The sequence below is a fragment of the Acinetobacter sp. UBA1496 genome (genome assembly GCF_002324975.1).
Classification (GTDB): Bacteria; Pseudomonadota; Gammaproteobacteria; order Pseudomonadales; family Moraxellaceae; genus Acinetobacter; species Acinetobacter variabilis.
This window is the reverse complement of record NZ_DCRI01000042.1, coordinates 1-12,962: the sequence shown is the minus strand read 5'-3', so window position 1 is coordinate 12,962 and position 12,962 is coordinate 1. Positions and strand designations below refer to the sequence as shown.

At 42.7% G+C, this 12,962-nt stretch carries 8 protein-coding genes; 6 read left to right on the top strand and 2 right to left on the bottom strand.

The genetic code is table 11. The features are described from left to right. The first annotated feature begins 723 nt into the window (after window positions 1–723). A complete protein-coding gene (locus tag B3143_RS04615; RefSeq protein ID WP_034170011.1) occupies window positions 724–2,961 on the top strand; it encodes an NADP-dependent isocitrate dehydrogenase in 2,238 nt (745 codons plus the stop codon). Between the two features lie 246 nt (window positions 2,962–3,207). Further along, a complete protein-coding gene (locus B3143_RS04610) occupies window positions 3,208–4,251 on the top strand; it encodes a metallophosphoesterase (RefSeq protein ID WP_214001390.1) in 1,044 nt (347 codons plus the stop codon). 43 nt (window positions 4,252–4,294) lie between these two features. On the opposite strand, the gene B3143_RS04605 is transcribed toward B3143_RS04610, so the two are convergent. Then, window positions 4,295–4,717, bottom strand: a complete 423-nt coding sequence (locus B3143_RS04605) for an OsmC family protein (RefSeq protein ID WP_004782528.1) — start codon at window positions 4,715–4,717, stop codon at window positions 4,295–4,297. A gap of 147 nt (window positions 4,718–4,864) precedes the next feature. Between B3143_RS04605 and crp the strand changes: the two genes are divergently transcribed. The 4 genes from crp (at window position 4,865) to clpB (ending at window position 10,160) form a co-directional block, all read left to right on the top strand. Next, window positions 4,865–5,572: a cAMP-activated global transcriptional regulator CRP gene (crp, locus tag B3143_RS04600; RefSeq protein WP_005235028.1), complete on the top strand. Its 708-nt coding sequence runs from the start codon at window positions 4,865–4,867 to the stop codon at window positions 5,570–5,572. Window positions 5,573–5,765: 193 nt separating this feature from the next. Beyond that, window positions 5,766–6,815, top strand: a complete 1,050-nt coding sequence (locus B3143_RS04595) for an NADP(H)-dependent aldo-keto reductase (protein ID WP_214001389.1) — start codon at window positions 5,766–5,768, stop codon at window positions 6,813–6,815. A 145-nt stretch (window positions 6,816–6,960) separates the two neighbouring features. Next, window positions 6,961–7,326 carry an MbcA/ParS/Xre antitoxin family protein gene (locus B3143_RS04590; RefSeq protein WP_005235031.1) on the top strand — a complete coding sequence of 122 codons (366 nt, stop codon included), beginning with the start codon at window positions 6,961–6,963 and terminating at the stop codon, window positions 7,324–7,326. 254 nt (window positions 7,327–7,580) lie between these two features. Next, window positions 7,581–10,160 (top strand): ATP-dependent chaperone ClpB, encoded by a 2,580-nt coding sequence (gene clpB / locus B3143_RS04585; RefSeq protein WP_286739688.1) that lies wholly within the window; start codon window positions 7,581–7,583, stop codon window positions 10,158–10,160. A gap of 149 nt (window positions 10,161–10,309) precedes the next feature. On the opposite strand, the gene rlmKL is transcribed toward clpB, so the two are convergent. Then, window positions 10,310–12,514 carry a bifunctional 23S rRNA (guanine(2069)-N(7))-methyltransferase RlmK/23S rRNA (guanine(2445)-N(2))-methyltransferase RlmL gene (gene rlmKL / locus B3143_RS04580; protein ID WP_262735629.1) on the bottom strand — a complete coding sequence of 735 codons (2,205 nt, stop codon included), beginning with the start codon at window positions 12,512–12,514 and terminating at the stop codon, window positions 10,310–10,312. Window positions 12,515–12,962 lie beyond the last annotated feature (448 nt).

Below are 12,962 nucleotides of genomic sequence, written 5' to 3'. Positions count from 1 at the left end.
GTCAACAGACCCTAATTAAACCAACGTACTGGCATCATCTAAAGCCTATTAAACCAATAAAACCAATTTTTTATTTGAATTACGGTAGATACATTTCCAGTGTTTGTAAAGGTAATTAAAAAAATGCACATAATTTAAACTGAAGAAAGAGTAGAAAGGTGACTATTATTTAGGTTGTCTTAAGCCTTCAGGATCAACTATCAATTTATCAGGTGCAGATCATAAATTTCGATAGGAAAGCACAGATCTGTTTCAATTCGCTTTTTAACCCATACTTATGGAAATTACGGTCATTGATAATTTATTTTCATGATACCCAACATGTAGATAAAAATTGATGGCAAAAAACTGAATTAAGCACACTTTAAGTTTATAGGTGAATTTGTTTGATTTTTAATTTAAGTAATTGAATTGTAATGCTTAAATTATATTTTTTGGTAAAATTAAGCAAAATTCGCAAATTAACCTTCTAATGCAAAAATCACATGGTTTGGCAATGTGCCAATTCGAAAAAAGGTTCATTTTCACGTAGAATACTGCTGTCGGTGAATCACACTGACGATCTATACGAATTTTTTAGGCAAAGTTGAATATGTATTGATATTCCTTTGACTGAGGTGCAACCAGCACCACTACTTTCAAAGTTTATTTAAGTAACCGGTTCGCTGAAATTAGGCCAAAAGCCTGATGATCAGAAACTCAATCCAAAGCAAGGGGCTATATATGGCTGGTGGAAAGTCAACAATCATTTACACACTGACCGACGAGGCGCCATTATTGGCGACTTACTCTCTACTGCCGATCATTGAGACCTTTACTAAGCCGGCGGGCGTTGAGATTGTTAAGACAGACATCTCTGTAGCCGCACGCGTACTTGCAGAATTCGCAGACTATCTAAGCGATGAGCAGAAAGTTTCAGATAACCTGGCAGAATTAGGTCGTCTTACCCAAGATCCAGATACTAATATCATTAAACTCCCTAATATTAGTGCATCTGTTGCTCAGTTGACGTCATGTATTAAAGAACTTCAGTCTAAGGGCTATGCACTGCCTGACTATCCAGAAAACCCGACTACTGAAGAAGAAAAAGCAATTAAAGCGCGTTATAGCAAGTGCTTAGGTTCAGCAGTGAACCCGGTACTTCGTGAAGGTAACTCTGACCGTCGTGCGCCGACAGCAGTGAAAAACTACGCGAAAAAACACCCACATTCTATGGGTGAATGGAAACCTTGGTCACAAACTCACGTTTCACACATGCAAGAAGGCGACTTCTACCATGGTGAAAAGTCTATGACTTTAGACCGTGCGCGTAATGTGAAAATGGAACTGATTACCAAGTCTGGTGAAACTATCGTTCTTAAGCCAAAAGTTGCGCTTCAAGATGGCGAAATCATCGACTCAATGTTCATGAGCAAAAAAGCACTTTGCGACTTCTATGAAAAAGAATTAGAAGATTGTAAAGAAGCTGGCATTCTGTTCTCTTTACACGTTAAAGCGACCATGATGAAAGTGTCACACCCGATCGTATTCGGTCACTGTGTGCGTATTTACTACAAAGATGCATTTGAGAAACACGGTAAACTGTTCGACGAGCTAGGCATTAACGTAAATAACGGTATGGCTGGTCTTTACGAAAAAATCGAATCTTTACCGACTTCTTTACGTGAAGAAATCATTGAAGATCTTCACGCATGTCAAGAACACCGTCCAGCACTTGCGATGGTTGATTCAGCAAAAGGTATTACTAACTTCCATTCTCCAAACGACGTGATTGTAGATGCTTCTATGCCTGCAATGATCCGTACTGGCGGTAAAATGTGGGGTGCTGATGGTAAACCTTACGACTGTAAAGCAGTCATGCCTGAATCTACTTTCGCACGTATTTACCAGGAAATGATCAACTTCTGTAAATGGAATGGTAACTTCGACCCACGTACTATGGGTACAGTTCCTAACGTTGGTCTGATGGCTCAAAAAGCTGAAGAATACGGTTCTCACGACAAGACTTTCGAAATTCCAGAAGCTGGTGTTGCGAACATCACTGACCTTGAAACAGGTGAAGTGTTGATGTCTCAAAACGTGGAAGAAGGCGATATCTGGCGTATGTGCCAGGTGAAAGACGCACCGATCCGCGACTGGGTGAAACTGGCTGTGACTCGTGCACGTAACTCTGGCATGCCTGCTATCTTCTGGCTTGACCCGTACCGTCCACACGAAAACGAACTGATCAAAAAAGTTCAAACATACCTGAAAGACCACGATACTGAAGGCCTGGACATTCAAATCATGTCTCAAGTACGTGCAATGCGTTACACACTTGAACGTGTTGCTCGCGGTCTGGATACTATTTCTGTAACTGGTAACATCCTGCGTGATTACCTGACTGACTTGTTCCCAATCATGGAACTGGGTACTTCTGCGAAAATGCTGTCTATCGTGCCTTTAATGGCAGGTGGCGGTATGTACGAAACTGGTGCTGGTGGTTCTGCACCTAAACACGTACAACAGTTGGTAGAAGAAAACCACTTACGTTGGGATTCTCTAGGGGAGTTCTTGGCATTGGCTGTTTCTCTGGAAGAAATGGGCATTAAAGAAAACAATGCACGTGCGAAACTGCTTGCGAAAACACTGGATGCTGCGACTGGAAAATTGCTTGACAATGACAAGTCTCCATCACGTCGTACTGGCGAGCTAGACAACCGTGGCAGCCACTTCTACCTAGCTAAATTCTGGGCTGAAGAACTTGTAGCGCAAGACGAAGATGCAGAATTGAAAGCGAAATTTGCACCGATCGCTCAGTCTCTTGCTGAAAATGAAGAGAAGATCGTAAGCGAATTGAATGCAGTTCAAGGCCAATCTGTAGATATCGGTGGTTACTATGCAGTTGATCCTGCGAAAGTAAATGCTGTAATGCGTCCAAGTGCTACATTGAACCAAATCATTGAATCACTAAACGCTTAATCAGACTGTACTAGCTTTAAAGCTCGTAAAGTGAATAAAACCGGTGCTTAGGCGCCGGTTTTTTATTGTTTTTAGATATACATTTAGATAAGAAATGAAGAAAAGACATTCCAGTTAAGTTTCTGATCTATCATCATTTGATTAAATGATCGAGATGATTAAAAAATAATTCTGAACTTGTTATATTGATTTAAAGTATAAACGCTATATTAAAAAAGGTTTTATTGACCTGGGTAGGGTAGAGCCATGAGTAATCAGATATTCATACAGCAGACTTTTGATGGTCCGGTGGATATTATTGGCGATATTCATGGTGAGATCGACGCGCTACAACAATTGTTAGAAGTATTGGGCTACGATCTGCAAGGTCGTCATTCTGAACAGCGTAAACTGATTTTTGTCGGGGATCTGTGTGATCGTGGACCAGACAGTATCGCTGTCATCAGACAGGTTAAAACCTTAATAGAAAATGGCAATGCGCAATGCATTCTAGGTAATCATGAAATCAACTTGTTAACCGATACGCTACGGGAAGGCAATGGCTGGTTTTTTGGTTCACCGCATCAGGATGATCTCAAAACTTTTGATTCAGTTCAGGCTTCAATTCAGGATCGTGCATGGATTCTAGAATTTCTAAACAGCCTGCCTTTGGCTCTAGATGCACCCCATTTAAGAATTGTGCATGCTTGCTGGGATACGCAGACAATTCAACAATTGAAATCTGTTCCTTTTAATTCAATCAGACAGGCTTATGATTATTTTGTCCTGAAAAATGAGCTTGAGTTGCAGACGTTAGGCTTTGATGAATATATCCAGAGTGAACAGCAGCAATACCAAGGACAATTCAAGGATCCAGCAGCTAGCATTCCCTTATTAAAATATATCGCTGAGAAAGAGTTACGCGACCAGATGCAAAATCCGATTCGTACCTTAAGCTCAGGCGCAGAGAAAATTGCGCAACGTCCAGTCTATGCAGGGGGACGCTGGCGCATGATTGATCGTTTGCCATGGTGGGAGTGTTATACAGATACGATACCTGTCGTGATTGGCCATTATTGGCGAAACTTTAAAACCACCGAAGAAAAATCCGGTCTGTTTAAGCATATTGATGCCCTGCAATGGTTTGGACAGCAGCAGAATGTATTCTGTGTGGACTATTCAGTAGGCAGGCGTTATCGTGACCGACAGCAACAGGCTGAGTATGCTCATCATCTTGGGGCTTTAAGACTGCCTGAAAATCTGGTGATTTTTGAAGATGACCAGCAGTATTTCACTCAAAAAATGACGTAAAAAAAGCAGCCACGAAGACTGCTTTTTTAATGAAATTAGCGGATCATTCCACTTCTACAATTTCAAAATCGTGGGTGATTTCGACACCACCATCAGACAGCATTTTGCTGGCAGAGCAGTATTTCTCAGCAGAAAGCTCTACCGCTTTAGCGACTTGTTTCTCTTTGATGCCTTTACCGCTGACCACAAAGTGTAGATGGATTTTGGTAAATACTGCAGGAATTGTATCGGCGCGTTCTGCTTTTAATTCACAGCGAACATCAGTAATTTCCTGACGTGCTTTCTTTAAAATTGTCACAATGTCAAAAGAAGCACAACCGCCCAGACCGGTTAAAATCAGTTCCATTGGGCGAGGACCACGGTTTTCACCGCCATATTCAGGTGAACCATCCATGATGATACTGTGACCACTTTGAGTTTTTGCTTCAAAAGCAACATTCTCTAGCCAATGAACACTCGTTTGCATTGCAACTACCTAAAAAAAGCTATAAATTTACGAAGTAACTGTACACTAACATAAATTGGGTTGATAAGGAATTTCAATCCCACTGTGTGACAAGTTGACATTAGGTCTTGTGCGATCTATAAATTATCCATATTCGGAACTGTAAGCATGACTTCAAACTTTTCACAATTAAGCACAGACGCACTTTCGCCGGGGCAACTACCTGTATCAGTGAAAGCGTTATTAAAACGTGCATATATCAATCGCTATCCAAAACGTACCACGATCGTGGATGCAGGGTCAGAATCTAAATCTCTGTATTTAATTCTGAAGGGGTCTGTGTCTATCATTCTTCGTGAAGATGATGAACGTGAGATTGTGGTAGCTTATTTAAATGCGGGAGACTTCTTTGGGGAAATGGGTCTTTTCGAAGCAAATCCACAGCGTACTGCGGAAGTGCGTACTCGTGATGTCTGTGAAATTGCTGAAATTACCTATGAAAACTTTCATGAAATTAGCAAACAATATCCAGACCTAAGCTATGCAGTTTTTGCCCAGCTGGTTCGCCGTCTGAAAAATACCACACGTAAAGTGACTGACCTGGCATTTATTGATGTATCTGGTCGTATTGCGCGTTGTCTGATTGACCTGTCATCTCAGCCAGAAGCGATGATCTTGCCAAATGGTCGTCAAATCCGTATTACCCGTCAGGAAATCGGCCGTATTGTAGGCTGTTCACGTGAAATGGTCGGTCGTGTTCTAAAAACTCTAGAAGAACAGGGCATGATTGAAACCGATGGTAAGGCGATTCTGATTTTTGATGCATCGCTGGAAGAACCTGAAGCACTGGGTGCTGGCGAGTTCGAAGACGAATAAGCCAAAAGCACGATAAAAAGCAAATCTTCGGGTTTGCTTTTTTTATTCCTGTTTAAAAATTTCAGCCTGATTTAGAACATAACAAATTGGCACAAGCTTGTTAGAAAAGATGATTTAAGTCCGTCTTATAATTCCGATAGGCTATAGCACACTTGCTCTTGATAAATAACAGATAAACTTAAAGGACATTTTTATGCAATTCAGACCATTGGCGGATACGGGAATCTTATTGCCAGAAATCTGTTTGGGCACCATGACTTTTGGTGAGCAAAATACTCAGGAAGAGGCTTTTCAGCAATTAGACTATGCCTTGGATCAAGGTTTATATTTCTGGGATACCGCAGAAATGTATCCAGTGCCACCTAAGGCAGAAACGCAGGGTGCAACTGAACGCATTATTGGTAACTGGATTGCTTCACGCGGTGGTCGTGACAAACTGTTTTTAGCTTCGAAAATTGCGGGTCCGTCGCAAGGTGGGAGCCATATCCGTGATGGTCAGACTAAGTTCGTGGCTTCGGAAATTGCATCAGCAATTGATAATTCATTGTCACGTTTGCAAACTGATTATATCGATCTGTACCAATTGCACTGGCCACAGCGTGCGACTAATTTCTTTGGCAAGCTGGGTTATGGCAATGCAGAAGCTGCAGATGATTGTGCCGTAACGAATCTGGAAGAAACCCTGACGGCTTTGCATGACGAAATTAAGAAGGGTCGTATCCGTTATATTGGCCTGTCGAATGAAACCCCTTGGGGCACCATGAAGTTCCTGCATCTGGCAGAGAAACTGGGACTGTCCAAATTTGTTAGCGTGCAAAATCCATATAGCCTACTGAATCGTACTTATGAAATTGGCATGTCGGAAATTGCCAAATATGAAGGTGTGGGTTTGTTGGCTTATTCACCGCTGGCATTTGGTTATCTGACTGGTAAATTCCGCAATGGTGCACGTCCAGCCAATGCACGTGTGACTTTATTCTCTCGTTTTAGCCGTTATAGCAATCCGGAAAGCGAGTGGGCCGTCGAGCAATATGCACAACTGGCTGAGCAGCATGGCCTGACATTAACCCAGTTGTCACTGGCTTTCATTAAACAGCAGTTCTTCGTGACCAGTACCATTATCGGTGCGACCAATCTGGATCAGCTCAAAGAAAACATTCAGGCGTTTGACGTGAATCTGTCTGAAGAAGTCTTGCAGGGCATTGAAGTGATTCACCGTCAGCAGCCCAATCCGGCACCATAATCGTTTAATTGTTCTCTTTAAATGCCCTCCAAGTGAGGGTATTTATTGTTTCAATAAAGGATCAAATTTAATGATAAACAATATAGCAAGAAAAGGATAAAGGCAGCATAATCAAAACAAGATTCATCAATAGAATTTGACAAAAATGAATAATGAAACGGATATTTCTAAATCCCAAGTATTAGCTATAGCAATATTCAATCTCGCTGAACAGTTGCAATTGCAAGAATTTGAGCTTGCATTAGTTCTGGATCTATCTAAAGCAGAATTATCGTCAATCATAAATCAAAAAGAATTAGAACCAGATACTACCGCAGGTAAAAGAGCAATAACTTTAATCAATATCTATCAGGCATTATTTAGTCTGACTGGTGGAGACTTGAGCTGGATGCGCCAGTTTATCAATTCGCCTAACAAGCTTTTGGATGAGCAAACGCCAAGATCCTTGATACAAACAGAACATGGTTTGAGTGCAGTATTGCGATTACTAGGACGCTTGCAACCGCACTAAAAGTCTTTCTCTATTTTCTACCCAGCCGAAAAATAGCAGAGTCAATTAAATCAGATATTAATTATTGATCTTCACTTTAAAAATTCTACTTTCGCTCACTTGAAATATTTTCCTGGAATACCAATATTAATACTGATAACTCTGTCCATTATTAAATTAAGTTTTTGAAAAATAAATAAAAAAATTATTTGAAATTTTATTTCCAGCACCCATATATTTATCAAGTAGAAAATTTGTTGTGAGGAATAACAAGAATGCGTTTTGAGAAATTTACCAATCGCTTACAGCAAACCCTTTCCGATGCGCAATCTCTGGCAATGAGCAAGGATCATGCTGCCGTTGAAGGGATTCACATCTTGTCCACCTTGATGGAAGAAGCATCGAATGTGAGCTTGCTGCAACAGGCAGGAGCGAACCTGCGTGAACTGCAAAGCAAAGTACAAACTGCGCTAAATAATGTAGCTACGCTCGGTAATCCCTCTGCCGATATCAATATCAGTCAGGAAGCAGCCAAAGCTCTGCATCTTGCGGACAGTTATGCACAGAAAGCAGGAGATGAGTTCCTGTCTACAGACTGGGTATTACTGGCACTTGCAGAAACGGGTGCCACCAAAACCTTATTAAATAGTGTTGGCGTAAAAACTGAAAATTTACGACAGGTTATTAATCAAATTCGAGGCGATGAAAAAGTCATGAGCAATAATCATGAAGATCAACGGGACTCACTGAATAAATATACGATTGATTTAACTGAACGTGCCATGGCAGGCAAACTTGACCCGGTGATTGGTCGTGATGATGAAATCCGTCGTACGATTCAGGTGCTGTCACGCCGTACCAAAAACAACCCGGTACTGATCGGTGAACCGGGTGTCGGTAAAACTGCGATTGTCGAAGGTCTGGCACAACGTATTGTCAATGGTGAAGTTCCAGAAGGCCTGAAAGGCAAACGCGTTCTGTCACTGGACTTGGGTTCATTGTTAGCTGGTGCCAAATATCGTGGTGAGTTCGAGGAACGTCTAAAAGCTGTTCTGAAAGATCTGGCTAAACATGAAGGCGAAATCATCCTGTTCATTGACGAGCTGCATACATTGGTCGGTGCCGGTAAAGGTGATGGTGCTATGGATGCGGGTAACATGCTGAAACCTGCATTAGCGCGCGGTGAATTACGCTGTGTCGGTGCAACGACTCTGGATGAATACCGTCAGTACATTGAAAAAGATGCAGCCTTAGAGCGTCGTTTCCAGAAAGTGCTGGTGGATGAACCAAGCGTGGAAGACACCATTGCGATCCTGCGTGGTCTGAAAGACCGTTATGCGACTCACCATGGTGTGCAGATTCTGGACTCAGCAATTATTGCTGCGGCGAAAATGTCACATCGTTACATCACTGACCGTCAATTGCCGGATAAAGCCATTGACCTGATTGATGAAGCAGCATCCCGTATCAAAATGGAGCTGGATTCTAAACCTGAAGCACTGGATAAACTCGAACGCCGTCTGATTCAGCTGAAGATGCAGCTTGAAGCGGTGAAAAAAGATGCAGATTCTGGTGCGCAGGGCGAAGTGAAACACCTGGAAGAGCAGATTGCCACTGTAGAGAAAGAGTACAGCGAACTGGAAGAAATCTGGCGTGCCGATAAAGCGCTGGTAGCAGGCAACAAAGACATTCAGGTGAAACTGGATCAGGCTCGCATTGCTCTGGAAAAAGCCCAGCGTGAAGGTGATCTGGCTGAAGCAGCACGTTATCAGTATGGTGTAATTCCGGAGCTGCAAAAACAGCTGGAACGCATTGAAGCGGCTGAAGAAAGCGAAGCACCAAAACTGCTACGTGACAAAGTCACTGACAATGAGATCGCTGAAGTAGTCAGTGCTGCGACCGGTATTCCGGTAGCGAAAATGCTGCAAGGTGAGCGTGATAAACTGCTGCATATGGAAGAATTCCTGCACAATCGTGTTGTTGGTCAGGAAGAAGCTGTAGTGGCTGTATCTAATGCTGTGCGCCGTTCACGTGCCGGCTTGTCTGATCCAAACCGTCCAAGTGGTTCATTCCTGTTCTTAGGCCCAACAGGTGTGGGTAAAACAGAATTGACCAAAGCTTTGGCGAACTTCCTGTTCGACAGTGACGATGCCATGATCCGAATTGACATGTCCGAATTTATGGAAAAACATTCGGTGAGCCGCTTGGTCGGTGCACCTCCGGGCTATGTCGGTTATGAAGAAGGTGGTGTGCTGACTGAAGCGGTGCGCCGTAAACCATATAGCGTGGTGTTATTCGATGAAGTCGAAAAAGCGCATCCGGATGTGTTCAACATTCTGCTGCAAGTGCTGGACGATGGTCGTCTGACCGACTCAAAAGGCCGTGTGGTGGATTTTAAAAATACCGTGATTGTGATGACTTCGAACTTGGGTTCACAAGATGTCCGTGAGCTGGGTGATAGAGCAACTCGTGAAGAAGTCCGTACTGTGGTGATGAATGCGGTATCGGAACATTTCCGTCCAGAGTTTATCAACCGTATTGATGAGCTGGTGGTGTTCCATGCACTGGAAAAAGACCAGATCCGTGGTATTGCTGATATCCAGTTGAACCGCTTGCGTCAACGTCTGGCAGAACGCGATATGCGTCTGTCTGTGGATGACAGTGCTTTCGATCAGTTAATCGAAGCTGGTTTCGATCCGTTGTATGGTGCGCGTCCATTAAAACGTGCGATCCAGCAACGTATTGAAAATGGCTTGGCACAAAGCATCTTAGCAGGTGAGTTTGGTCCTGGTGATACTATCGTCGTTCGTGGTGAAAGCGGCGAACTGGTCTTTGAAAAATTGAAACTCAGCTAATACCAGTTTTCCTCGCAACAAAAAACCCAGCCTAGGCTGGGTTTTTTATGTCATTTCACTTCTTTCATCATTATTTACGCCCTCTTTCTTTTTCTCCCAGAGGGAGAAATGAAAAATGCTGTAATGAAAGAAGTTAATTCAATATCAAATTACATTTTTGGATGAGTAATTTTCCAGGCACGGTGAATTTTTTGATTACGCTTGAAGTCTGGACCAATGGTTTCATGCGTGATTTCTTCCACGTCGTATAAACCTTCAATCATTTCATCCATTTCGAAACCACGATAGTTATTCGAGAAATACAAAGTACCGTCAGTGGTTAAACGGTTCATGGCACGCTTCAGCAAAGAGACATGGTCACGCTGAACGTCGAAAGTCCCGTAGAATTTTTTCGAGTTAGAGAATGTCGGTGGATCGATAAAGATCAGGTCATATTGTTCATGACCTTCTTTCAGCCATTCGAAACAGTCAGAGGCGAAGAACTGATGTTGCTGATCGGCATGGTCTACAGTCAGGCCATTTAGAACAAAGTTCTCTTTTGACCAGTTTAAATAAGTATTAGACAAATCCACGCTGGTGGTACTCGCTGCACCACCTAAAGCTGCATGTAAGCTCGCGGTAGAGGTGTAGCTGTACAGATTCAGGAAGTGCTTACCTTTGGCTTCTTTGGCAATACGCAAACGCATCTGACGGTGATCCAGGAACAGACCGGTATCCAGATAGTCGGTCAGGTTGACCAGAATCTTGGCTTGGCCTTCCTGTACGATAAAACGTTTAGACGCGGTACTTTGTTTGGTGTACTGGTTTTTACCTTCCTGACGGGCACGGGTCTTTATAAAGATCGCATCACGGCCCAAACCGGTCACGGCACGAATCGCCTGCAGGGCCAAATTGAAACGTTTTTTGGCTTTTTCAGGATCAATTTTCTTCGGTGGTGCATATTCCTGAACATGCAGACGTTCGCCGTATAGATCAACTGCTACGTTAAAGTCCGGCAAGTCCGCATCATACAAACGCAGGCAGTGAATATTTTCTTTTACTGCCCATTTTTTCAGGGTTTGCATATTCTTGGTCAGACGGTTAGCAAATTCCATCGCACCTTCAATCGGCTCGAATTGTTGCGGCTGCCAGCTTTCCAGGAAAGGACGTGTGACTGCTGCCGGTTTTACAGTACCGAAACGGATATAGATTGGCAGTTTACCGTTCATTAAACGCAGAATTTGTGGATCATTGAACGCCAAGACATCGGCTTGTTCCACCTGAGCAGCAATGACTGCCGCTTTCTGATTCGGGAAATTCTTTTGCAGCAGGTTAGACAGACCCAGATACAAGGCACGGTTAGAGGCTTTATCACCTAAACGCTCACCGTACGGTGGATTCGTCACAAAGAAGACTTTCTTGCCTTCAGCCTGGAAATCTGGCCAGTCGGATAAAGTACGCTCTTCGATCTTGATCTGGTCAAGGGCTGATTCAAAACCTGCCGCAATAATATTCTGTTTAGTGGCTTTCACCGCTTCCCAGTCTGCATCGAAAGCATAGAATTTTGGTAATGGGTTTTCTAGCGCAGCTTTATGGCGTTCAGCCGCTTCAGCTTTAATACCCATCCATAATTCATGATCATGACCATTCCAGCCATTAAATCCGAAACGACGCACCAGACCCGGGGCACGGTCAGTCAGAATCATCAGTGATTCAATAATAAACGTCCCTGAACCACACATTGGATCAACCACAATATCCGGGTTGATGTCTTTCAGGCCGCCTTTTTGCAGGATCGCAGCCGCCAGATTTTCCTTGATTGGTGCTTCAGTCATAAAGCGGCGATAGCCACGTTTATGCAGTGAATCACCAGATAAATCTAAACAATAAGTATGTTCTTTTTTACCGGCCAGAATGTACATAGTAATTTCTGGCTGTTTGGTATCAATACTTGGACGCTTGCCCACAGCTTCCATAAAGGAATCGACGACGCCATCTTTGGCACGTAGAGTTGCAAACTGGGTGTTGACCTTAATATCACGTTCAACATGCAGACGAATTGCGAAGGTGCTTTGTGGTGCAAAAATCAGTGACCAGTCGAAGCTCATCGCACCTTCATAAAGCTCTTCTGCAACATCACGCGCATCGTGTGAGAATTCGATTTCATGCGTATGAATTGGCATCAGGACACGAGAAGCCAGACGAGACCACATACAGATGCGGTAAGCATTTTCAAGCGTGCCTTTGAAGGTCAGACGACCTGGGAAACGTTCAATATCCTGAACACCTAAACCTTTGATTTCTTCTTCTAATAAGGTTTCCAGACCATCGGCACAGGTGACCCAATAATTGCTTAAACGTGAAGAGGTATTCATAAAATAGAGAGACCGGAAAAGAATAAATAAAAAACTGCGCTCAGTTTAGCGTATTTTGCCTGTTAAAGCTTTGGAAATTTTTTAAATTCGAGCACATGCAGCCTAGTGTTATTCATCCTAAAAAGCGCTAAATGTTGACTTAAAAAGCAAACTGAAAATTTACGAGATATGTAAGACTACACAATACCAATAAGGTGGATTTTCAATTAAATCTTTTATTTTACAAAGGGATATGTGGTAGGTATTAAAACTAATTCGCAATCTAGCTCTTCAATTGCGACCATGTTGTATGTGTAATTTAGAAAGATAAATAATCGGATTAATGATGTGATGGATCTGATACAGGGTCGTTTATATACACCTCATGGCAACAGCATTACTCTAAAAGTAAAAGCTAAAATTTGGTCATTCATGTTAAGTGATCGAGACTAGGACGTGTCCTCATTTG

Coding starts and splice junctions, on each gene's coding strand:
- B3143_RS04605 (WP_004782528.1), bottom strand. CDS start 4,717: ATGCAAACGAGTGTTCATTGGCTAGAGAATGTTGCTTTTGAAGCAAAA.
- B3143_RS04615 (WP_034170011.1), top strand. CDS start 724: ATGGCTGGTGGAAAGTCAACAATCATTTACACACTGACCGACGAGGCG.
- crp (WP_005235028.1), top strand. CDS start 4,865: ATGACTTCAAACTTTTCACAATTAAGCACAGACGCACTTTCGCCGGGG.
- clpB (WP_286739688.1), top strand. CDS start 7,581: ATGCGTTTTGAGAAATTTACCAATCGCTTACAGCAAACCCTTTCCGAT.
- B3143_RS04590 (WP_005235031.1), top strand. CDS start 6,961: ATGAATAATGAAACGGATATTTCTAAATCCCAAGTATTAGCTATAGCA.
- B3143_RS04610 (WP_214001390.1), top strand. CDS start 3,208: ATGAGTAATCAGATATTCATACAGCAGACTTTTGATGGTCCGGTGGAT.
- B3143_RS04595 (WP_214001389.1), top strand. CDS start 5,766: ATGCAATTCAGACCATTGGCGGATACGGGAATCTTATTGCCAGAAATC.
- rlmKL (WP_262735629.1), bottom strand. CDS start 12,514: ATGAATACCTCTTCACGTTTAAGCAATTATTGGGTCACCTGTGCCGAT.